Source organism: Aeromonas sp. BIGb0405 (genome assembly GCF_024807335.1).
Lineage (GTDB): Bacteria > Pseudomonadota > Gammaproteobacteria > Enterobacterales > Aeromonadaceae > Aeromonas > Aeromonas rivuli.
In genome coordinates, this window is the sequence record NZ_JANUEP010000018.1 from 1 (window position 1) to 22,716 (window position 22,716).

Sequence of the window (22,716 nt, forward strand, 5' to 3'; positions counted from 1 at the left end):
TTGCAACGTTTCGTCGCTGCGGGAGTGGCATTCTACTCAACCGCCTTCTCGAGTCAAGCCTTATTTGGTAAGGCTTTTTTCGAGGCACCGACCGGTTTGTTTGCGTTGCCGCTTGCCCTGTCGATGGAGGCGCATTATAGGGAGTTGAAATGCGCTGGCAAGGGGGTTTCTGTAAAAAAGTATGCTTTTCTAACGATTTCTTGTCGAGTGGCGATTTAACCACCAACTATCGAATAAAAGCCCCGCATCAGCGGGGCCAAGGGCATCAGAAGAGATGTATTAACGTTTTTGCCAGAAATCGCGAGCAAAGACTCGCACCTTGTTCCAATCGGTAAACTCTATGTCTTTGCTGGTATCAGTGCTGCCACCCGTGACCTTCATGATCAGCTGGATGATGCGGGTCTGCCACCAGTTGTACTTGGAATATTGCAATGCCCCGGCAAAAACGCCCAGGTTCTTTGGCTTCCAGGGCGAGCTACGCAGAAACTTCTTCATATAGGCGTTGGTTTGCGGTGTCTGCTTCTCTGGCTTGCGGGCGGTCAGATTGACGCAGAAGAAGGCCGCATTGGCCACTTCCAGCTGTTCATGGTGAGCGTGGATGAAGCTGAGCAGGCTGGGATGAAAATGGCCATAGCGGATCGATGCACCGATCAACACCTTCTTGAACTTGCTGAGGTTGCACATGGGCAAGCTGTGCAGATCATGCGTGACGACCTCACATCCCGGCATCTCCTCCAGCATGACATCAATGATTTTTCGGGTTTGGCCATCCCGTGAGGAATAAAGCACCAAAATCTTATCCATACCTACCTCAACTACGCCAGAATGCAGGGGTTAACAGTACCAGAAGTGTAAAAATTTCCAATCGACCAAACAGCATGGCGATGATCATGATCCATTTTGCAGCATCCGTGGTGTTGGCGAAATGAGGCGCCACCTCTCCCAGGCCAGGGCCCAGGTTATTGAGGGAGGCCACCACGGCGGAGAACGCCGTCAACTCATTCATACCCGTTGCGATCAAGCCCAGCATGCAAAGGATGAAAATCGTGGCATAGGCGGCAAAGAAACCCCAGACCGCCTCTATCACCCGCTCGGACAGCGCCTTGTTACCCAGTTTAATCCGGTAGACGGCGCGCGGGTGGACGAGGCGCTTCAGCTCTCTCATCCCCTGCAGATGCAGCAACATTAACCGTACTACCTTGATGCCACCGCCAGTACTACCCGCGCAGCCACCTACGAAGGAGGCAAGCATCAGCAGGATCGGCAGAAACAGCGGCCACTCAGAGAACCCCGTGGTGCTGTAACCGGCCGTGGTCGCAATGGAGACGGACTGGAATAGCGCATGGTCCAGGGTCTCCCCCCAGCTGTCATAGCTGACATGGCGCATCAACACCAGGAAGCAGATCAGGGTCAGTCCCAGTTGCAAAGCAACAAACACCTTTACCTCGGGATCCTTCAGATAGACATAGAGTCGCATGGGTCTGTGCGCGAAGGCCGCAAAGTGCAAGGTGAAATTCACCCCGGCAACCATGAGAAACAGCACAGTGATGAGATTGATGGCACTGCTATTGAAGTAGCCGATGCTGGCATCATGGGTCGAGAAGCCGCCGATGGCCACGGTGGAGAAGGAGTGGCAGATGGCATCGAACATGGTCATGCCCGCCATCCAATAGGCCAGGGCACAACTGAGGGTAATAAAGAGGTAGATGTACCAGAGCGCCTTGGCGGTCTCGGCGATGCGCGGTGTCACCTTGTTGTCTTTGACCGGCCCCGGGATCTCGGCGCGATAGAGCTGCATGCCGCCTATGCCAAGAATGGGCAATATGGCGACCGCCAGCACTATGATACCCATGCCACCGAGCCATTGCAGCAGTTGGCGATAGAACAGGAAGGCCTTGGGTAACTCATCGAGCCCGGTGAGCACGGTCGCCCCCGTGGTAGTCAGCCCGGAGAAAGATTCGAAGAAGGATTCCGACACGCTCATGTCCGGCACTTCGCCCAGCATGAAGGGCAGAGCCCCCACACTGCCAAGCACAGTCCAGAACAGTACAACGATGAGGAAGCCCTCTTTCGACCTCAGCTCTTTCTTATGATGCCGATTGGGAAACCAGAGCAGCAGGCCAAGCAGCAGGGCGATGAAGAAGGCTCCGACAAATTCGGAGCCGCCCCCATCCCGATAGCCAAAGGCCACCAGAGCGGGCAGCAACATGGTCGAGCTGAACAGCGCCACCAGCAGGCCAACGATGCGGATAATACTCAGAATGTGCATGCAGGCCCCGTCTCGGCAATAAAACAGCGATGGATTCTAGCCATCTATGGGCTGCAGAGATACCCGCCCGTGCGTTCTATCGGTCAGCAGCTGGTTGACCTGCTGCCAATCCGTGCTTGCCCAGTCGACTTCGAGCCGTACCCGCTGGCCGTAATCCGACTGACACACCTGACCATGATGACTCAGCAACAGGGCATCAATTACCCCCATGTCCCCATAGTCACACTCGATGAGCGAGGGGCGCAGGGCTACCTTGTGCCGGGTGGTGAGCGCCTTGAGTGCCATCCCCACCCCACCGCCATAAGCCTGGACCAGGCCCCCGGTACCGAGCAGAACGCCGCCATAGTAGCGCACCCCCACGGCGGCTATCTCGCCGACCCCGGACCCCATCAGTTGCGCCAGCATGGGCTTGCCCGCAGTCCCCGATGGTTCGCCATCGTCGCTGAAACCATACACCTGGCTATCCTTGGGGGCCCCTGCAACGAAGGCCCAGCAGTGGTGGCGGGCCCCCGGGTGGGCTCGGCGTACCGCCTCTATCCAGGCCTTGGCTGCCGCGACCGTCGGAGCATGGGCAAGCAGGGTGATGAAACGGCTCTTCTTGATCTCCTCGCTCACCTCGACCCCTGCCATCGGCACCGGATAACCCGAGTCCATCAGAGCCCGGCCTGCCTGGTGAGATTCTCCACCCCATGGCTGTGCAGCACTATGTTGTCCTCGATGCGGATGCCGCCAAACGGCCGCAGCGCGTCTACCTTCTGCCAATTGACTCGCTTGCCCTGCTCGCTGCCTTGCAGGGGCTCAAGCAAGCTGTCAATGAAGTAGAGACCGGGTTCTATGGTGAATACCTGGCCTGGCTCCATCACCCGGGTGCAACGCAGGTAGGGGAACGGTTCGGGTGCAGAAAGATGGGTGCCACGCTCATCCTGCATGAAGCCACCCGCATCATGGACCTGCAAGCCGAGGAAATGGCCGAGACCATGAGGGAAGAACACATTGGTGACGCCTGTGCCTATCATCTCGTCCACCGACATGTCGACCAGCTCGACCGATTGCAGCAACCGCGCCAGCCTGTGGTGCATCTGCTGATGCAGCTCTGTGTAGCGGCGTCCCGGCTTGATCTCGTCGATGATGGCCTGCTGCTGCTCGTCCATGGCGGTGATCAAGTCGGCAAACTCGCCACGACGCCAGGCCCAGGTGCGGGTGATGTCCGAGGCATAACCGTGGAAATCGACGCCAGCATCGATCAGGAAGGAGTGGCGATCGATATCGGCCACTCGCTGATGGGAGAGCTGGGTATAGTGCAAGATGGCGGCATTGCGGTTGATGGCGACTATGTTGCCGTAGGGCGCCTCATTGGCCCCCTGTCCGACCGCCTTCATATAGGTCAGGTTGATCTCGAATTCGCTCGCCCCCGCCATGAAGGACTCCTTGGCGGCGATGTGACCACGCACCCCGAGCCGGTTCGCCTCGCGCAGACACTCCAGCTCGTAGTCAGTCTTGTAAGCCCGGTGATAATGCAGATAGTTGAGCACGGCCTCTGGATTGGGCTGGGTCAGTCCCAACAGCCCGGCTACCTCGAGATGCCCCCCCAGATAGGCCCATGTCTGCTTGTCGGCGGGCAGATGGTCAGCCACCTGTTCCGGTTTGGTCAGGAAACGAATATCGAAGAAATCGACCCAGAAGGCATTGGGCAAGTCCGCCACCTTGTGCCAGAAATCCACCGGTCGATAGAACAGCAAGACGGGCTTGCTCACCCCATCCACCAGCAGCCAGCAGTGGGGGTTGTCCAGCACCGGCAGCCAGGCCTTGAAGTGGGGATTCACCTTGAAGGGGTAATCCTGATCATCGAGGAAGATGCGATGGGTCTGACCGGCATGTATGGCCAGACCGCTGAGCCCTTGCTGCTGCAATATGTCGCGGGTACGGCGCTGCAAGGTCTCGATGTGCTGGGCGAAAAGTTGGCTGTAACTGCTCATGGCATCCTGCTCCGACATGGTTGTTAACCCAGCATAACATCAAGCGCGAGGAGCCTCGACCCGTCAACCCTTGGCTTCGTGAGGTAAAGCATGAGTGACAGGGCACTTGTTATTAAAAGCAAACTCGCCATTAACAAATAAAAAACAATTCAATACACTGCCGGTAGACATATGCAGTCAGGGACTACTCAATGCACAACCGCCGCCTGTGGCAACCGGACCAGGCCAGGATCAGCCAATCTAACCTTCATCAGTTCATGGGCGAGGTCAATCGCTTCCATGGCCTGCAGCTGCACAGCTACGCCGAGCTCTATCAATGGTCGGTGGAGAAGACCACCCGCTTCTGGCCCCTGGTGTGGCAGCACTGTGGCGTCAAGGGGGAGCTTGGCAACATAGTGGCGGAGAACCGCCAGACCATGCAGCACGCACGCTGGTTTCCGGACAGCCGGCTCAACTTCGCCGAGAACCTGTTGCGTCGCCAGGACGAGAGTCCGGCCATCATCGCCAGCCTGGAAGGCAGCCAGCGCCGCACGCTTAGCTGGCGTGAACTGGGGCAGCAGGTCGCCAGTCTGGCTCAGTGGCTGCGGGGTCAGGGCATTGGCAAGGGCGACGTGGTTGCCGGCTACCTGCCCAATATCCCGGAGGCGCTGGTTGCCATGCTGGCCGCCACCAGTCTGGGGGCTATCTGGACCTCCACCAGCCCGGACTTCGGTGAAGCCAGCGTGGTGGAACGCTTCGGCCAGACTCGGCCAAAGGTGCTGTTTGCAGTCGACGGCTATCGCTATAACGGCAAGGCGGTCGATATCCAGGACAAGGTCACCAAGGTGGCCGGTCAACTCGACAGTCTGGAACATCTCATCCTGATCCCGCTGCTCGGTCTGACGTCGAACCATGCCGGGGCCGACACCCTCCCCCGTCAAGACTGGCATCAGCTACTCGCCAACCAAGAGGGCGCCAGCCTGCGCTTCGAGCCCATGGCCTTCAACGATCCTCTTTATATCCTCTATTCATCCGGCACCACCGGCAAACCCAAGTGCATAGTGCACGGCATAGGTGGCACCCTGCTCCAGCATCTCAAGGAGCACCAGCTGCACTGCGACATCAAGCCGGGGGAGCGGGTGTTCTACTTCACCACCTGCGGCTGGATGATGTGGAACTGGCTGGCGAGTGCGCTGGCTTCCGGCGCCACCCTGGTGCTCTATGATGGCTCCCCCTTCTACCCCGATGGCAATGTGCTGTGGGATCTGGCCCGGGATGAGCAAGTCAGTCTGTTCGGCACCTCGGCGAAATATCTGGATGCCCTGCACAAGCAGGGCTATTCCCCGATCAATACCCATGACTTGCCGCACCTGCGCCTCATCTGCAGCACCGGCTCTGTGTTGTCGCCGGAGGGGTTTGACTATGTCTATCAGGGGATCAAGCAGGATGTGCAACTGAGCTCCATCTCCGGCGGCACCGACATCTGCTCCTGCTTCGTCATCGGCAACCCCATCAGCCCCGTCTATCGGGGTGAGAGCCAGGGACGCGGCCTGGGGCTGGCGGTGCAGGTATTCAACGAGGCGGGCCAGCCGGTGCAGGGGGAGAAGGGGGAACTGGTCTGCACCAAGCCCTTCCCGGCCCAACCTGTCGGTTTCTGGGGTGACGAGAGTGGCGACAAATACCACGCCGCCTATTTCGATCGCTTCGACAACATCTGGTGCCACGGCGACTGGATTGAACTGACCGGCACTGGTGGCATCCTCTTTTATGGTCGCTCCGATGCCACCCTCAACCCCGGTGGCGTGCGGATCGGCACCAGCGAGATCTACCGCTACGTGGAGCAGCTCGACGAGGTGGAGGAGAGCATCGTCATCGGCCAGCAGTGGCAACAGGACGAGCGGGTGGTGCTCTTCATCAAGCTCAAGCCCGGCCTCACGCTGGACGACCCCCTGCGTGAGCGCATTCGCCAGCAGATCCGCAACCACTGTACCGCTCGCCACGTACCCGCCCGCATCCTGCAGGTGGATGCCATTCCCCGTACCAAGTCCGGAAAAATCGTCGAGCTGGCGGTGCGGGAGGTGGTGCACAACAGGCCCGTCAACAACACCCATGCCCTGGCCGATCCCGATGTCCTGGATCAGTATCGCAACCGACCGGAGCTCGCCTGTTAGGGACCCCAGCCCTGGTTGTTCAGCAAGGAGTACTGGGGCCGAATCCATGGCGACCTTGACCTGCTAGCCAAGTCTACCCTTCCTATCCCCCCGTAGCGGCGCCGTCATGGCGCCTCTTTTTTTCCTAATGTAGACCCGGATCACGGCCAAGAGCATTTACTCAAACACTGTTAAACAAATGTTTTAAATAGGTGTTGAAATTGTCACTCTTTGGATCAATAGTGAGCCTCGCCCCCTGCTGGGGAGAAAGGAGCCAAGCCCCCCACCGCGTGGGAACAAGGAGACACTCTCATGATCTACCAAGGCGAAACCCTGTCGGTCAGCTACCTCGAACACGGCATTGCCGAGCTGAGGTTTGATGCCCCGGGTTCAGTCAACAAGCTGGATCGCGCTACCCTGCTCTCGCTGAGCGAAGCGATCGCCGCATTAAAACAAGAACGTGAACTAAAAGGTCTGATCCTCACCTCCGGCAAAGACGCCTTTATCGTCGGCGCCGACATCACCGAATTCCTGGAACTGTTCAGCCTGCCGCAAGAAGACTTGCTCGGCTGGTTGAAAAAGGCCAACGACATCTTCAGCGCCATCGAAGATCTGCCGGTGCCGACCCTGTCCGCCATCAAGGGCCATGCTCTGGGCGGCGGCTGCGAGACCATACTCTCCACCGATTTCCGTCTGGCTGACACCACCGCCAGGATCGGCCTGCCCGAAACCAAACTCGGCATCATGCCGGGCTTTGGCGGCACAGTCCGTCTGCCGCGCCTTATCGGCGCCGACAACGCCCTGGAGTGGATCACCACAGGCAAGGATGTCCGTGCCGATGACGCCCTCAAGGTAGGCGCCATCGATGCCGTGGTCGCCCCCGCTGCGCTGCAGAGCGCTGCGGTGCAGATGATGAGAGACGCCATCGCCGGCAAGCTGGACTGGCAGGGCCGTCGCGCCGCCAAGAAAGCGCCGCTGCACCTCTCCAAGCTGGAAGCCATGATGAGCTTCACCACAGCCGCCGGCATGGTTGCCGCCGTGGCGGGCAAGCACTATCCGGCGCCCATGACCGCAGTGAAGACCGTCGAGGCCGCCGCCGGCATGAGCCGCGACGAGGCGCTCAACGTCGAGGCGCAAGGTTTCATCAAACTGGCCAAGACCGATGTCGCCAAGGCGCTGGTCGGCATCTTCCTCAACGATCAGCACATCAAGGCGCTGGCCAAGAAGGCCGCCAAACAAGCTGCCAAGGCCACCAGCCACGCCGCCGTACTGGGTGCTGGCATCATGGGGGGCGGCATCGCCTACCAGTCCGCCAGCAAGGGCATTCCGGCGGTGATGAAGGACATCAACGAGAAGGCGCTGGCGCTGGGCATGGGCGAAGCCACCAAGCTGCTCAACGGCCAGCTCGAAAAGGGCCGCATCGACGGCATCAAGATGGGCCAGGTGCTCTCCGCCATCACCCCGACCCTCAGCTATGACAGCGTCAAGCACGTGGATCTGGTGGTCGAAGCCGTGGTCGAGAATCCCAAGGTGAAGGCAGCCGTGCTGGGCGAAGTGGAAGCCGTTCTCGGCGACGACGCCGTGCTCGCCAGCAACACCTCCACCATTCCCATCTCCCTGCTGGCCAAGGGGCTGAAGCGCCCCGAGAACTTCTGCGGCATGCACTTCTTCAACCCGGTGCACCGCATGCCCCTGGTGGAGATCATCCGCGGCGAGCAGACCAGCGATGACACCATCAACCGCGTGGTGGCCTACGCCGCCGCCATGGGCAAGTCCCCGGTCGTGGTCAACGACTGCCCGGGCTTCTTCGTCAACCGCGTGCTCTTCCCCTACTTCTTCGGCTTCAACAAGCTGGTCGCCGATGGCGCCGACTTCGCTGCGGTCGACAAGGTGATGGAGAAGGAGTTCGGCTGGCCCATGGGCCCCGCCTACCTGCTGGATGTGGTCGGCATCGACACAGGTCACCATGCCGGTGACGTCATGGCGCAAGGCTTCCCGGCGCGCATGAGCAAGGAAGGTCGTACCGCCATCGATGTGATGTATGACGCCAGCCGCTTCGGTCAGAAGAATGGCAAGGGCTTCTACGCCTACGAGCAGGACAAGAAGGGCAAGCCGAAGAAGGTGGCCGACGCCGCTGCTTACGAGCTGCTGACCCCTATCGCCAAGCCGAAACAGGATTTCGACAAGGAAGCCATCATCGCCCGCATGATGATCCCCATGATCAACGAGGTGATGCTCTGCCTGGAGGAAGGCATAGTCGCCACCCCGGCGGAAGCGGACATCGCGCTGGTCTATGGGCTGGGCTTCCCTCCCTTCCGTGGTGGCGTGTTCCGCTATCTGGACACCATAGGTCTGGACGCTTACGTGGCCCAAGCCGACCAGTATGCCGACCTGGGCCCGCTCTACCGCGTCAGCGACCGCTTGCGTGAGATGGCCGCCCAGGGCAAAACCTTCTACTGATTGCGCAAAGGAGATCCATTCATGAAAGACGTAGTCATTGTCGACTGTATCCGGACCCCCATGGGCCGATCCAAGGGCGGAGCCTTTCGCAACGTGCGGGCAGAAGACTTATCCGCGCACCTGATGAGCTCCATCCTGCTGCGCAACCCCAACCTCGACCCGAACGAGATCGAGGACATCTACTGGGGCTGCGTGCAGCAGACCCTGGAACAGGGCTTCAACATAGCCCGCAACGCCGCCCTGCTGGCCGGTATTCCGAAGCAGGTGGGGGCGGTCACCGTCAACCGCCTGTGTGGCTCCTCCATGCAGGCGCTGCACGATGCCTCCCGCGCCATTCAGGTGGGTGATGGGGATATCTTCATCATCGGCGGCGTCGAGCACATGGGCCATGTGCCCATGAGCCACGGTGTCGACTTCCACCCTGGCATGGCCAAAACGGTGGCCAAGGCCTCCGGCATGATGGGGCTGACCGCCGAGATGTTGGGCAAGCTGCACGGCATCAGCCGAGCGCAGCAGGACGAGTTTGCCGCCCGCTCCCACCGCCGCGCCTATGCCGCGACCGTGGAAGGGCGCTTTGCCAAGGAGATCGTCGGACTGGAAGGCCACGACGCCAGCGGCGCCCGCTTCTTCTATGACTACGACGAAGTGATCCGCCCGGAGACCACGGTCGATGTCCTGAGCCAGTTGCGCCCGGTGTTCGACCCTGTCAACGGTACCGTCACCGCAGGCACCTCCTCGGCCCTGTCCGACGGTGCCTCCGCCATGCTGCTGATGAGCGCGGATCGTGCCAAGGCGCTGGGGCTGACCCCGCGCGCCCGGGTGCGCTCCATGGCCATCGCGGGTTGCGACGCCGCCATCATGGGTTATGGCCCTGTGCCTGCGACCCAGAAGGCGCTCAAACGTGCCGGTCTGACCATGGCTGACATCGATTTGGTCGAGCTGAACGAGGCCTTTGCCGCCCAGTCACTGCCCTGTGCCAAGGATCTGGGTCTGCTCGAGCAGATGGATGAGAAGGTGAACCTGAACGGCGGCGCCATCGCCCTGGGCCACCCGCTGGGCTGCTCCGGCGCACGCATCTCCACGACGCTTATCAATCTGATGGAGGAGAAAGATGCCACCCTGGGTCTGGCGACCATGTGTATCGGTCTGGGCCAGGGCATAGCGACAGTGTTCGAGCGAGTGTGATGTATAGCAGACAGCACGCCCGGGGCCACCCGGGCGCCATGAGTAAGTAGCGTCCGGCGGCGCCATCACACGGGATGGCGTCCAGCAGTCGGAACCATGCGCTTGGCCGCCCCGTTTGGGTCGGCCTTTTTTCGTTTTATGCGACCAAACGGTGGCGATAATGCCCCTAACCTCACATTAGATAGGGGGTTTGCTTGCTTTTTGCCCCCCCGACAGGTTCAATCTGCACAAAAAATGGGTGGATGCACATACATATGTCAACGAGCAAACAACTGCTGATCGTCGATGACGACCAAGAGATCCGTGAACTGCTCAACGAATACCTGACCCGGGCCGGCTTTCAGGTGTTGACGGCGGCGGAGGGCAACGAGATGCGTCAGCAGCTCAGTCGTCATAGCCCGGACCTGATCATACTGGACATCATGATGCCCGGTGATGACGGCTTTACCCTCTGCCAGCAGATCCGCCGCGACTCCCAGGTGCCCATCATCATGCTGACCGCCGCCTCCGATGAGGCGGATCGGGTGATCGGCCTCGAACTCGGTGCCGACGACTACATCGCCAAGCCGTTCAGCCCGCGCGAGCTGCAGGCCCGCATCAAGGCGCTGCTGCGCCGCGCCGAGTTCCGTCAGCCGGCAAAAGAGAAGGAGCCGAGTCGCCGTTTGCAGTTCGCCGAGTGGACCCTGGACACTCTCAGCCACCAGCTGACCCACGAGGATGGCAGCCTGCTGGATCTTTCCGGCAGTGACTTCGTGTTGCTCAACATGTTTTTGCAGCAGCCGGGCCAGGTACTGGACAGAGATACCATCTCCGACGCCACCCGTGGCCGCGAGAGTCTGCCGATGGAACGCGGCATCGACGTGCAGATCAGCCGCCTGCGCCAGAAGCTGGGTGACAACGGCAAGAGCCCGCGCATCATCAAGACCATACGCGGCAGCGGCTACATGCTGATCGCCGAAGTGCACGAGTTGCCATGAGGGGTGCTCTGGCCCCTGCGCCGCGATCCGCCTCCCTGGCGGATCGCGCGTCTCTTGGAATGACGTCATGATGGGTCAACTCTGGCGGGTGCTGGTGCCCCGCTCCCTGCTATCGCGCATGCTGCTATTGCTGCTGCTCGCCATCCTGCTCTCCCAGACCATACTCACCGGCATCTGGATGCAGCAGATCCAGAAGCGGGAGCTGGAAGGCATGCTCAGCACCACTCGCAACCTGGCCCTGTCGGCGGCCTCGACCGTCAACTTCTTCAAGTCCCTGCCCCTGCAATATCGCCATATTGCCCTGGATCAGCTGCGCAACATGGGGGGCAGCCGCTTCTTCGTCTCATTGAACGAAGAGGAGATAAAGATCAGCGCCATCCCGGACAGCGAGCGCAAGACGCTGGTGCTCAGCGAGGTGCAGGGGGTGCTCAATCGCAAGCTCTCCGATGCCATGGTGATCAAGGTGGATTTCTCCCGCCCCGATGACCTCCATGTGTTCAACAACGACACCCTGCTGGCGGATTTGCCCTCCTCCTGGGCCCGCTACACCCTCTCCCTGGAACCCATCAACCCGCCGGTGCTGGTGACCCAGATCGAGATAGAGCCGGGTGAGTGGCTCTATCTGGCGGCGCTGTTGCCCGCCCCCTACATGACCCTCGACGATACGGTGATGCCGAGCAACCAGGTGCGCTTCATCGCCCTGATGACGGTGTTTCTCTGCTTCTTCACCTTCTTGCTGGTGCGCTGGCAGACCCGGCCCCTGCGCCGTCTCGCCAAGGCGGCAGTCAACCTCGGCAAGGACATCGATCAGCCCCAGCTCAAGGAGGAGGGGGCCTCCGAGATAGTGGCGGCCACCCGCGCCTTCAACATCATGCAGCATCGCATCCGTCGCTATATCGATGACAGGGAGCGGCTGTTCAGCTCCATCTCCCACGATCTCAAGACCCCCATCACCCGGTTGCGGCTGCGGGTCGAACTGCTCGATGACGAGACCCAGATCGCCAAGTTCAACAAGGATCTGGACGAGCTGGAGTTGATGGTGAAGGGGGCGCTGCAGACCGTCAAAGAGACCGACATCCACGAGAACATCGAGCTCATCGACGTCAACGCCATGCTGGAGCAGATGGCCGAGGCCATGAACCTGCACGAGGAGCGCCTCATCATAGAGGGCCAGTGCAAGTGGCCTTATCGCGGCAAGTCGCTGGCCCTCAAGCGCTGCATCGGCAATCTGGTGGACAACGGCATCAGATACGGCCAACAGGTACGCATCATCGTCATGGATGACGAGGAGATGCTGATCCTGTTCATCCTGGACCAGGGTCCCGGCCTACCGGAAGATCAGTTTGAGCGCATCTTCGAACCCTATGTCCGGCTCAGCCAGGATCAGGCTGGTACTGGCTTGGGGCTGGGTATTGCCCGCAACATAGCCCACGCCCATGGCGGCGATCTGGTGCTGGAAAATCGTCCCCAGGGCGGCTTGCAAGCCACCCTCTCCCTACCAAGGCAATGATCCCATGAAGTGGCTTTCTCTCTCTCTGTTCACTCTGATCTCCCTGCCAGCACTCGCCTCCCAGGTCGAGGTCCTGCACTGGTGGACCTCCGGCGGCGAGGCCAAGGCGGTGACCGAACTCAAATCCGAGTGGGCGGCCCTTGGCAATCAATGGAATGACTTCGCCGTCCAGGGTGGCGGCGGCAAGAGCGCCATGACGGTATTAAAGAGCAGAGCCCTGGCCGCCAACCCGCCAGAGGCGGCGCACCTCAAGGGTTATGAACTCAAGGAGTGGGCCGGGCTCGGCTTTTTGCGCGACCTCAGCCCCATGGCCGAACACCTCGGCTGGTACCCGCAGTTGCCTCCCATGGTGCGCGAAACCCTGAGCCAGAACGGCGCCTTGATGGCGGTGCCAACCGGCATCCATCGCGTCAACTGGCTGTGGCTCAACCGCAAGGTGTTCGAACGCCTCGATCTGACCCCACCGACCGACTGGAGCCAGTTCATGGCAGTGGCCGAGCAGCTCAAGGCGCAGGGCATCACCCCGCTCGCCATAGGCAATGAGCCCTGGCAGCTGGCGGTGTTGTTTGAGGCGGTGGCGCTGGGCGAGGGCGGAGTAGACTTCTATCGCAACGCCTTCCTCAAACAGGATGAGGCGACCCTGACCGGCCCTGACATGGTGAGGGTGCTGTCACGCTTCCACCAGCTGCGCGCCTATGTGCCGCAACGCTTTACCGGCCTGAAATGGCACCTGGCCACCGGCCAGCTGGAGACCGGCGAGGCCGCCATGCAGATCATGGGGGACTGGGTGAAGGGGGAGCTGAGTGCCGGCAACTACAGACCGGGGGAAGATATCGAGTGTCTGCCGAGCCCCGGCAGCCAGGGGCTGTTCAGTTACAACCTGGACTCCATCGCCATGTTCAAGCAGCGGGATCCTGCCCAGACCCAGGCCCAGGGGGAGCTCGCCAGGTTGCTGATGACGCCCCACTTCCAACAGACTTTCAACCGGATAAAGGGCTCTATCCCGGCCCTGATCCAGCCGGACATGAGCCAGTTCGATCGCTGCGCCATCAAGGCGTACCGGGATTTCAAGATTGCGGAACAGAATGGCACCCTGCTACCCAGCATGGCGGAAGGCATGGCCACCCCGACCAACATGCGTCAGGCCATCATGGATGTGCTGAGCAACTACTTCAACGATGGCCGGGCCAATGCCGAGCAGACGGCCCTGCACCTGGCCCGGGCGATCCGCTCGGCACGCTAGATACCAGCAGACATAAACAAGGCGAGCCATGCTCGCCTTGTTTGATATGCCCTGTCAGGAAGCGAGTCAGAGGTCCTCTTCGTCATCCTCGTAGTAATCGCTCAGCTCAATCCAGAGCCCCAGCCCGATCATCACCATGGCGCCAAACCAGGTGCCGGTATTTCCTATCGGGCTGCCCAGCACTATCATGGAAAACGCCAGGAACCCCATGGCCGCATAGGCCTGCAATCTGCCTTGTGACTGGATCATATTCATACCTCCTTGTTGAATATGGTGCATTTTTTATATTACTCGTCAGGCCACCACAGCATAGAGTCAGGATGAACTTTGGTATCATCCACTGACATTAGTGCTGCAGGTTTGATTATTTTTTAGCCTTGGGTATCATTGGCAGCGAATTAGGTTGAAGGTTGACTATAGATGAGTGATTTATTCTGCGATGCAAACCATGAACTGGATGCAATCGGGCTTCGTTGCCCTGAACCCGTGATGATGGTGCGCAAGCGCGTCCGGACGATGGCCCAGGGTGAGACCCTGCTGGTCAGCGCCGACGATCCCTCCACCACCCGTGACATTCCCAGCTTCTGCCGCTTCATGGATCACACCCTGATCGCCAGCGAGACAGAACAACTGCCCTATCGCTATCTGATCCGCAAGGGCTCATAAGCCCCTCTTTTCTCCAGGAGCACTCCATGACGATTACCCGTATCGGCACCACGGCCCGCTGGTCTGATGTTGTCATCCACAACGGCACCCTCTACGTGGTGGAGGTGCCCACCAGCGTCGACGCCGACATCCACACCCAGACTCGCGAAGTGCTGGCCAGCCTCACTCAGTTGCTGGAAGCCAACGGCTCCGGGGTCGACAAGATCCTGATGGCCAACATCTACCTCAAGGACATTGCCGACATTGCCGCCTTCAACGAGCAGTGGGATGCCTGGCTGCCCGCTGGCACAGCGCCGGTACGGGCCTGTGTCCAGGTCGAGCTGGCCAAGCCCGGCTACCGCGTCGAACTGCAACTGGTCGCCGCCGTATAAATCCGGGGGATGCCTGGCTTGCTTGCGTAGGCACAGCGCCGGTACGGGCCTGTGTCCAGGTCGAGTTGGCCAAGCCCGGCTACCGCGTCGAACTGCAACTGGTCGCCGCCGTATAAATCCGGGGGATGCCTGGCTTGCTTGCGTAGGCACAGCGCCGGTGCGGGCCTGTGTCCAGGTCGAGCTGGCCAAGCCCGGCTACCGCGTCGAACTGCAACTGGTCGCCGCCGTATAAATCCGGGGTTGGCCATCGCCACCCAAGGCCTCATCGGTCGCCAAAAAGCACAAGGCCCCGCCAGATTGGCGGGGCCTTGTTTTTGCACGCGATGTTTGCACTCTTCAACGGGCGCAAACCGGTGGCGGCAACCCTATCAGGCGGTCGGTGTCAGGGTGATAGTCACACGACGGTTCTGGGCCTTGCCGGCGGCGGTGCTGTTGGTGGCAACCGGCTGATCCGGGCCCACGCCCTGGGTCGCGATACGGCTGCCAGTCACACCCTGACCGATCAGCTGGGCGGCAACGGCGTCGGCACGCTGAGCGGAGAGCTTCATGTTCAGCTCGCGGGAGCCGGTGCTGTCGGTGTGGCCGACCACGTTCAGGCGGGTCTTGTCGAACTCGGCAACCACCATGGCGACACCGGACAGGGTATTGGCACCGGCCGCTTTCAGTTGGGCGCTGGAGCTATCGAAGGTGACGTTGTTCGGCATATTGAGGATCAACTCATCACCGTTGCGGGTCACGCTGACACCTGTGCCTTGCAGCTTCTCGCGCAGCTTGGCTTCCTGCACGTCCATGTAGTAACCGATACCGCCACCCAGGGCGGCGCCGGCGGCCACGCCGGTCAGAATACCCTTCTTGCGATCACCTTTGCTGGATGACAAGGCGCCCACGGCGGCACCGGTGGCGGCACCGGCCAGTGCACCCCAGGCCCCTTTGGAGGTCTGGGATTCACCGGTATAGGGATTGGTAGTACAACCAGAGATGGCAACAGTCAGCGCCAAGGCCGAGACAAGCTTCTTGCAATGCATGAAAAAACCTCTGAAAAAACGGTTCTAGCCAAATGGTTGCGCATTCTATCAAACAGAGGCGCCAGAGTGTGACGCGCGCGCATTCTGAATATGAACAAGGAGGCCTGAGCCTCCTTGTATCGAGGTAGCGACCCGCTCAGCCCCACCGGATTGATGGTCGGCGCTGGATCAGTACTTGATGTCACGAGCCTCGTCGCGCCCTTCCTGCTTGTTGTCGCGGTGCTCCTGACGGCAATCGGCATTGCCGACCAAGCCCTCACGACACTCCTGCTTTTCATCGCGGGACTCCTGGCGGGTATCCTGGCGGGTGTCGCGCGCCTCACGCCGCTCCTGAGCCTGCTTGGTGGCCTGGGCGGGCAGGGCCGTCAACAAGGCAGTGGCGGCAAGCAGCATGAATACGGACTTCTTCATGGTAACTCCTTAGATAGCTGGAACGCACCGGCTGGGCGCTCCTCAATTATACGCCGAGCCCGGCAGGAAGGCGTTCTCGATTGCCCCCCCTGGCATCAGGCAAGGGAATGGGTTTCAGTGCTTGATGTCGCGGGCCTTCTCGCGAACGTCCTGCTTCACTTCACGCTTGTCCTGACGACACTCGTAGTTATCTTTCTGATCGTTCTCTCGGCAGTCCTGCTTGGCGTCGCGCACCTCGGGGCGAACCTCCTGACGCAGATCACGGGAGTCCTGACGATCGGCCGCCTCGGCGGGCAGGGTCGCCATCAGGGCGCACGCAGCCAGGATGAAGCTGCCAAGGGTTCGGGGGCGAAATGAGTTCAGTGACATGGGGGTATCCTAGTGATGATTACCCCGATGTTGAGCTGGCATCACTGTATCCGGACTGTACAGATAGGTGAAATGCGGCGCACTACCCCTGTTGACACTCACCATGGCAGGGACAGCTGACCAGATGATCGTTCACCATGCCTACCGCCTGCATGAAGGCATAGCAGATGGTGCTGCCGACGAAGTTGAAGCCAAGCTTCTTGAGCGCCTTGGCCATGGCATCCGACTCTGGTGAGGTGGCCGGGATATCGCCATTGCCCTGCCGTTGATTGACCATGGGGGCGCCACCGACAAAGGCCCACAGGTAATCGGCGAAGTCGATGCCCTGCGCCTCCAACGCCAGATAGGCCTTGGCATTTCTGATGATCGACTGCACCTTGAGGCGGTTGCGGATGATGCCGGTGTCTTGCATCAGTCGCTCCACATCCTGCTCGTCGAACCGGGCGATCAGCACCGGATCGAAGTCGGCATAGGCGCGGTAGTAGCTGTCGGTGCGCTTGAGAATGGTGATCCAGGAGAGCCCGGCCTGCTGGCCATCGAGGCAGAGCTTGGCAAACAGCTCGCGCGGGTCACGGACCGGCCGCCCCCATTGTTTGTCATGGTATTCAATATATTCCGGATCCTTGGTCACCCAGGCGCAGCGCAGTTCCATCCCTCAATCCCCTGTGAGTTGTCTCTTACTCCGACCATGCTCTACCAGTTACGCCATCGAGTAAAGATCCCGCCCCCACCAGGCCCGGCGCAGCGCCACCCCATGAATCCACTGCAATTTCGCCTATTATCCGACCATGCCAGACGGTATACTCCTTCGGTTAATATTCAGCAAATCTTGCTCTGATCTCATTTCGCGCGAAGAACATTATGCAAAAATTCGATGTCAAAACCTTTCAGGGCCTGATCCTGCAGCTGCAGGACTATTGGGCTCGCCAGGGCTGCACCATTATCCAACCGCTGGACATGGAAGTGGGTGCCGGTACCTCGCACCCCATGACCTGCCTGCGCGCCTTAGGGCCCGAGCCAATCGCCTGCGCCTACGTGCAACCGTCCCGCCGTCCCACCGACGGCCGCTACGGTGAAAACCCGAACCGCCTGCAGCACTACTACCAGTTCCAGGTGATCATCAAGCCTTCCCCCGACAACATCCAGGAACTCTACCTCGGCTCCCTCAAAGAGCTGGGCATGGATCCACAAATCCACGACATCCGCTTCGTGGAAGACAACTGGGAAAACCCGACGCTGGGCGCCTGGGGTCTGGGCTGGGAAGTGTGGCTCAACGGCATGGAAGTGACTCAGTTCACCTACTTCCAGCAGGTTGGCGGTCTGGAGTGCAAGCCGGTGACCGGCGAGATCACCTACGGTCTCGAGCGTCTGGCCATGTACATTCAGGGCGTGGACAGCGTCTATGACCTGGTCTGGTCCGATGGCCCCCTGGGCAAGACCACCTATGGCGATGTGTTCCACCAGAACGAAGTGGAGCAATCCACTTACAACTTCGAACACGCCGATGTGGACTTCCTGTTCCACTGCTTCGAGCAGTACGAGAAGGAAGCCCAGCACCTGCTGGCACTGGAAAAACCGCTGCCCCTGCCCGCCTACGAGCGCATCCTCAAGGCCGCGCACTCCTTCAACCTGCTGGATGCCCGCAAGGCCATCTCGGTCACCGAGCGTCAGCGCTACATACTGCGCATTCGCACCCTGACCAAGGCCGTGGCCGAGGCTTACTACGCCTCCCGCGAGGCGCTGGGTTTCCCCATGTGCAAGCGCACTGAGAACAAGCAAGGTTAAGGAACGGACATGGCACAACATACATTTCTGGTAGAGATCGGCACAGCTGAGCTGCCACCCAAGGCCCTTCGCTCCCTGGCCGAAGCCTTTGCCGACAACTTCAAAGCTGAGCTGACCAAGGCCGATCTGGCCTTCGGCGACGTCGAGTGGTTCGCCTCACCGCGCCGTCTGGCCCTCAAGGTGAGCAACCTGGCCAGCGAGCAGCCGAGCAAGAGCGTCGAGAAGCGCGGCCCGGCCGTCTCCCAGGCGTTCGATGCCGATGGCAAGCCGACCAAGGCTGCCGAAGGCTGGGCCCGTGGCAACGGCATCACGGTTGAACAGGCCGAGCGTCTGGTCACCGACAAGGGTGAGTGGCTGGTTCACACCGCCAAGGTCGAAGGCCGTCCGGCCAAAGATCTGCTGGGCGAACTGGTTAGCCAAGCACTGGCCAAGCTGCCCATCCCGAAAATGATGCGCTGGGGCGACAAGACCATCCAGTTCGTGCGTCCGGTGTTCACCGTGACCCTGCTGCTGGATGGAGATCTGGTGCCCGCTCACATTCTGGGTATCGACTCCGCCCGCACCATTCGCGGTCACCGCTTTATGGGCGAAAGTGAATTCACCATCGACAACGCCGGCCAGTACCCGCAGATCCTGCTGGAACGCGGCATGGTGATGGCCGACTTTATGGCCCGCAAGGCCAAGATCAAGGCTGACGTCGAAGCGGCTGCCGCCGCCTTCGGTGGCGTCGCCGATCTGGACGACGCCCTGCTGGAAGAAGTCACCGCCCTGGTCGAATGGCCTGTGGTGCTGACCGCCAACTTCGAAGAGAAGTTCCTGGCGGTGCCGGCCGAGGCGCTGGTGCACACCATGAAGGGTGACCAGAAGTACTTCCCGGTCTACGACAAGAGCGGCAAGCTGCTGCCCAAATTCATCTTCGTCACCAACATCGAGTCCAAGGACCCGAACCAGATCATCAGCGGCAACGAGAAGGTGGTGCGCCCCCGTCTGTCTGACGCCGAGTTCTTCTTCAAGACCGATCTGAAGCAGAGCCTGGCCTCCCGCCTGCCGCGCCTCGAGACCGTGCTGTTCCAGCAACAGCTGGGCACAGTCAAGGCCAAGGTCGAGCGCATCGAGACCGTCGCCGGCTTCATCGCCGAGCGCATCGGCGCCAACGTGGCTCAGGCCAAGCGCGCCGGCCTGCTCTCCAAGTGTGATCTCATGACCAACATGGTCGGCGAGTTCGCCAGCACCCAGGGTGTCATGGGGATGCACTACGCCCGTCACGACGGCGAAGACGACGTGGTGGCCGTGGCCCTGAATGAGCAATACATGCCGCGCTTCGCCGGTGATGCCCTGCCGTCCGCGCTGGAAGCCTGCGCCGTGGCGCTGGCCGACAAGCTCGACACCCTGGCCGGTATCTTCGGCATCGGCATGCTGCCCAAAGGTGACAAGGATCCCTTCGCCCTGCGCCGCGCCGCCATCGGTGCCCTGCGCATCATGACCGAGAAGCAGCTGGATCTGGATCTGGTTGAACTGGTGGAAGAAGCGGTACGCGTCTACGGCGACAAGCTGACCAACAACACCGTCGTTACCGACGTGGTCGACTTTATGCTGGGCCGCTTCCGCGCCGCCTATCAGGACGAAGGCATAGGTGCCGATGTTGTGCTGGCCGTACTGGCCCGCCGCCCGACCCGCCCGCTGGACTTCGATCGCCGGGTCAAGGCCGTCAGCCACTTCCGCAGCCTGGATGCCGCCCTGGCCCTGGCCGCCGCCAACAAGCGCGTGAGCAACATTCTGGCCAAGGTGGAAGGCGAGTTGCCGACCGTCGTCAAGCCGGAACTGCTGGTCGATGCCGCCGAGAAGGCGCTGGCCACCCAGGTTGCAGCACTGCAATCCGAACTGGCCCCGCTGTTTGCCGCCGGTGACTATCAGGCTGCCCTCACCCGTCTGGCCGCCCTGCGCGAGCCGGTCGACACCTTCTTCAACGAGGTGATGGTGATGGCAGAAGACGAGGCCCTCAAGGCCAACCGTCTGGCGCTGCTGAACAACCTGCGCAACCTGTTCCTTCAAGTGGCGGATATCTCGCTGCTGCAGTGATGTTGGTTCAGTAAGTGATATAAAAAACGGCGCCGCGAGGCGCCGTTTTTATAAAAACATAAAATCTAAATAGAAGATGAATAATCTTTGAAATTATTACCTACGAGGACATTCTCTAATACACTAAAGTCAACATGATCATTAATGAATGGAGCGTTGAGTAATCCAATTACATTTAACCAACAAATTAACGCTGAATACTTGCTTTCATAAAATTCAACAAGCTCATGATCCCCATTATTATTTTTATATATAGATAACAAATGGCCATAAGCATTTAACTCAATGTTTATTAATGAGGCACTTTGTTGTAAAAGGCTAGATATAAAACCATCTGGTATATTTGAGTCAGAGACATTAAGATTTTTGTTATACTTCTTGCTCAGTGAGAACGTACCCAACGCTGCCAATATGCTAATAAAGCTACCGTCTATATAAGCTTTCATTTTGGGGTCAAGCTCATTTAATTCTATATATTGATGAGGGTACAACTGCGGACTAGTATAAATTAACACATCTAATCGTTCAGAAATCCTAGAAAGCAAACTATGAATTTCCTCTAATTTCATTGTGGCTTTTTGTACATCTAATTGCTTCTTTTGATAGTAAACTGCAAACGCGGCTCCAAGGAATGTCAAAAAAGAAAAAATAGTTCCTATTGTGCCACCAATAAAACTACCAAAATTCGACCACGCTTGATCAGATGTAGAGAATGAATAGTGTGATATTGGTGCAAATATATAGATATAGAGAAATAATGGAGCACTAACCAAAATCAACACACTAAATATAATAATAATGAAATTTCGCTTTCCCATAGACTTCACTCCATACCTTAGCATTACTAATAATAAAGCCACAGACTCAATTAGCGAAGAATTATCAGGGCCGTAGGTTCGATTAGCGAAGCGTAATCGAACAATTGGCAAAAGCTGGGACACCCACCTAATCCCAAACGAAAAGCTAGGACACCCACCTAGCCTCAGCTTTGACAACTCACTCCCACTCCACTTTCCTTAAATTGTCAGACCCAAGGAGAGCGAAAAACTGGGACACCCACCCAATCCCTGCTTTGACGGGGAAAAGCTGAGACACCCACCTAATCCCTGCGTTGACAACTCACTCCCCCTCCACTTTCCTTAAACCGTGAGACCCGAGGAGAGAGCCGCCATGACCATAGCCCGTTCACGCCAGATCAGCCTCGCCGATACGCCTTACTACCACGTGGTCAGCCGCTGTGTCCGGCGCGCCTTTCTTTGCGGCCAGGATGATCACTCAGGCCAAAGCTACGAGCACAGACGCCAATGGGTTGCCGACAAGCTGGGCCAGCTGTCGCAGGTCTTTGCCATCGGCATCTGCGCCTATGCCGTGATGAGCAATCACTATCATCTGGTACTCAAGGTGCAGGCCAACATGGCTAATGAGTGGAGTGAGCGGGAGGTGGCGGAGCGCTGGTCCCGTCTGTTTCAGTGGCCCATGCTGGTACGTCGCTGGTATCAGGGGGAGGAACTGATAGCACCCGAGCTGGAGGTAGTGCATCAGCTGATAACCCAGTGGCGGGATCGTCTCTATTCCATCAGCTGGCTGGCGCGCTTGCTAAACGAGTCGCTGGCCCGCCAGGCCAATCAGGAAGATGGCTGCAAGGGTCACTTCTGGGAAGGACGCTTCAAGAGTCAGGCCCTGCTCACCGAGTCGGCGCTGCTGGCCTGCATGACCTATGTTGACCTCAATCCCATACGGGCAGGTATCGCCGCCACACCGGAAGAGAGCGATTTCACCAGCATCCAGCAACGCATCGAGCAAACAGCTGATCTAGCCACACAGACCCCCTTGCTGCTGCCTTTTGCAAGAGAAGGAAAGCCTGAGACACTCCCCTGCAGTTTTGCTGATTACCTGGCTTTCGTAGATTGGACAGGACGAGCCATTCGCCTGGATAAGCGTGGCCATATCCCGCATCATCTCGTACCTGTACTCCAGCGCCTGGGCATGAACGAGGAACAGTGGCTGGGGCACGTCACCCTGTTTCGGCGCCAGGGTATCCGGGCGATTGGCGACAAGGTTTGTTGCCAGCGCTACGCCGCCCACTGTGGCCAGACGCGATGTCACCAACCTCATCTTTAATACCTGTGGGTCTGCGCTAGCGTGCCACAGTCCTTTTTGATTAGAGGAACAGGCTCTTACGTGTCATAAATACTGACCGCTAGGTTGAAGCACCCTCATCTATAGCCACCTGACCCTCACCATGGCCCATGGCGGGATCC

The 22,716-nt window shown here is 59.4% G+C and carries 22 protein-coding genes and 1 pseudogene; 13 read left to right on the forward strand and 10 right to left on the reverse strand.

The genetic code is table 11. The features are described 5' to 3' along the window. A partial coding sequence (locus tag M2366_RS19340) for a hypothetical protein (protein ID WP_259270443.1) occupies positions 1-219 on the forward strand: 219 nt, incomplete at its 5' end. Between the two features lie 60 nt (positions 220-279). On the opposite strand, the gene hemG is transcribed toward M2366_RS19340, so the two are convergent. The 4 genes from hemG to pepQ are packed head-to-tail and all read right to left on the reverse strand — an operon-like array spanning position 280 to position 4,245. Next, complete coding sequence (gene hemG, locus M2366_RS19345; RefSeq protein WP_259270444.1) at positions 280-804, reverse strand: menaquinone-dependent protoporphyrinogen IX dehydrogenase; 525 nt, start codon at positions 802-804, stop codon at positions 280-282. Positions 805-811: 7 nt separating this feature from the next. Continuing rightward, on the reverse strand, positions 812-2,269 hold the full coding sequence (locus M2366_RS19350; RefSeq protein WP_042039567.1) for a TrkH family potassium uptake protein: 1,458 nt from the start codon (positions 2,267-2,269) through the stop codon (positions 812-814). A gap of 36 nt (positions 2,270-2,305) precedes the next feature. Further along, a complete protein-coding gene (locus M2366_RS19355) occupies positions 2,306-2,923 on the reverse strand; it encodes a YigZ family protein (RefSeq protein ID WP_259270445.1) in 618 nt (205 codons plus the stop codon). After that, entirely contained in the window at positions 2,923-4,245 is a 1,323-nt protein-coding gene (gene pepQ, locus M2366_RS19360; RefSeq protein WP_259270446.1) for a Xaa-Pro dipeptidase, read from the reverse strand. The genes M2366_RS19355 and pepQ overlap by 1 nt, the downstream gene beginning before the upstream one ends. Positions 4,246-4,436: 191 nt before the next feature. On the opposite strand from pepQ, the gene M2366_RS19365 reads away from it, so the two are divergent. The 6 genes from M2366_RS19365 (at position 4,437) to M2366_RS19390 (ending at position 13,749) form a co-directional block, all read left to right on the forward strand. After that, complete coding sequence (locus M2366_RS19365) at positions 4,437-6,395, forward strand: acetoacetate--CoA ligase (protein ID WP_259270447.1); 1,959 nt, start codon at positions 4,437-4,439, stop codon at positions 6,393-6,395. Between the two features lie 291 nt (positions 6,396-6,686). After that, a complete protein-coding gene (gene fadB, locus M2366_RS19370) occupies positions 6,687-8,834 on the forward strand; it encodes a fatty acid oxidation complex subunit alpha FadB (protein ID WP_259270448.1) in 2,148 nt (715 codons plus the stop codon). 21 nt (positions 8,835-8,855) lie between these two features. After that, complete coding sequence (fadA, locus tag M2366_RS19375) at positions 8,856-10,019, forward strand: acetyl-CoA C-acyltransferase FadA (protein WP_224431606.1); 1,164 nt, start codon at positions 8,856-8,858, stop codon at positions 10,017-10,019. Between the two features lie 254 nt (positions 10,020-10,273). Then, the gene (locus M2366_RS19380) at positions 10,274-10,996 is read left to right on the forward strand and encodes a response regulator (protein WP_224431607.1); all 723 of its coding nucleotides are present in this window, start codon (positions 10,274-10,276) and stop codon (positions 10,994-10,996) included. A 67-nt stretch (positions 10,997-11,063) separates the two neighbouring features. After that, positions 11,064-12,506 (forward strand): ATP-binding protein, encoded by a 1,443-nt coding sequence (locus M2366_RS19385; protein ID WP_042039573.1) that lies wholly within the window; start codon positions 11,064-11,066, stop codon positions 12,504-12,506. Positions 12,507-12,510: 4 nt separating this feature from the next. Next, positions 12,511-13,749: an ABC transporter substrate-binding protein gene (locus M2366_RS19390; protein ID WP_042039574.1), complete on the forward strand. Its 1,239-nt coding sequence runs from the start codon at positions 12,511-12,513 to the stop codon at positions 13,747-13,749. 66 nt (positions 13,750-13,815) lie between these two features. Here M2366_RS19390 and M2366_RS19395 read toward each other — a convergent pair whose 3' ends face one another. Next, positions 13,816-13,998, reverse strand: coding sequence for a hypothetical protein (locus M2366_RS19395; RefSeq protein ID WP_005903828.1), 183 nt, complete (start codon positions 13,996-13,998; stop codon positions 13,816-13,818). 171 nt (positions 13,999-14,169) lie between these two features. Between M2366_RS19395 and tusA the strand changes: the two genes are divergently transcribed. The 3 genes and pseudogenes from tusA to M2366_RS19880 form a co-directional block, all read left to right on the forward strand. Continuing rightward, positions 14,170-14,415 carry a sulfurtransferase TusA gene (tusA, locus tag M2366_RS19400; RefSeq protein WP_005903830.1) on the forward strand — a complete coding sequence of 82 codons (246 nt, stop codon included), beginning with the start codon at positions 14,170-14,172 and terminating at the stop codon, positions 14,413-14,415. Between the two features lie 26 nt (positions 14,416-14,441). After that, complete coding sequence (locus tag M2366_RS19405) at positions 14,442-14,786, forward strand: RidA family protein (RefSeq protein WP_224431609.1); 345 nt, start codon at positions 14,442-14,444, stop codon at positions 14,784-14,786. 29 nt (positions 14,787-14,815) lie between these two features. Then, positions 14,816-14,902 (forward strand): annotated as a pseudogene (locus tag M2366_RS19880) (RidA family protein); the annotation flags it as partial. Between the two features lie 252 nt (positions 14,903-15,154). On the opposite strand, the gene M2366_RS19410 reads toward M2366_RS19880, so the two are convergent. The 4 genes from M2366_RS19410 to M2366_RS19425 all read right to left on the reverse strand — a co-directional run bounded on the left by M2366_RS19410 (position 15,155) and on the right by M2366_RS19425 (position 17,243). Further along, positions 15,155-15,811, reverse strand: a complete 657-nt coding sequence (locus tag M2366_RS19410) for an OmpA family lipoprotein (RefSeq protein ID WP_259270449.1) — start codon at positions 15,809-15,811, stop codon at positions 15,155-15,157. A gap of 168 nt (positions 15,812-15,979) precedes the next feature. After that, positions 15,980-16,222, reverse strand: a complete 243-nt coding sequence (locus M2366_RS19415) for a hypothetical protein (protein ID WP_042039577.1) — start codon at positions 16,220-16,222, stop codon at positions 15,980-15,982. 114 nt (positions 16,223-16,336) lie between these two features. After that, the gene (locus tag M2366_RS19420; RefSeq protein WP_042039579.1) at positions 16,337-16,591 is read right to left on the reverse strand and encodes a hypothetical protein; all 255 of its coding nucleotides are present in this window, start codon (positions 16,589-16,591) and stop codon (positions 16,337-16,339) included. 82 nt (positions 16,592-16,673) lie between these two features. Continuing rightward, a complete protein-coding gene (locus M2366_RS19425) occupies positions 16,674-17,243 on the reverse strand; it encodes a DNA-3-methyladenine glycosylase I (protein ID WP_224431611.1) in 570 nt (189 codons plus the stop codon). Positions 17,244-17,452: 209 nt separating this feature from the next. Here M2366_RS19425 and glyQ point away from each other — a divergent pair, with 209 nt between their 5' ends. Next, complete coding sequence (glyQ, locus tag M2366_RS19430) at positions 17,453-18,376, forward strand: glycine--tRNA ligase subunit alpha (protein ID WP_259270450.1); 924 nt, start codon at positions 17,453-17,455, stop codon at positions 18,374-18,376. A 9-nt stretch (positions 18,377-18,385) separates the two neighbouring features. After that, entirely contained in the window at positions 18,386-20,455 is a 2,070-nt protein-coding gene (gene glyS / locus M2366_RS19435) for a glycine--tRNA ligase subunit beta (protein WP_259270451.1), read from the forward strand. A gap of 65 nt (positions 20,456-20,520) precedes the next feature. On the opposite strand, the gene M2366_RS19440 is transcribed toward glyS, so the two are convergent. Next, complete coding sequence (locus tag M2366_RS19440; protein WP_259270452.1) at positions 20,521-21,273, reverse strand: hypothetical protein; 753 nt, start codon at positions 21,271-21,273, stop codon at positions 20,521-20,523. Between the two features lie 352 nt (positions 21,274-21,625). On the opposite strand from M2366_RS19440, the gene M2366_RS19445 reads away from it, so the two are divergent. Then, positions 21,626-22,576, forward strand: coding sequence for a transposase (locus M2366_RS19445; protein WP_259270453.1), 951 nt, complete (start codon positions 21,626-21,628; stop codon positions 22,574-22,576). Positions 22,577-22,716 lie beyond the last annotated feature (140 nt).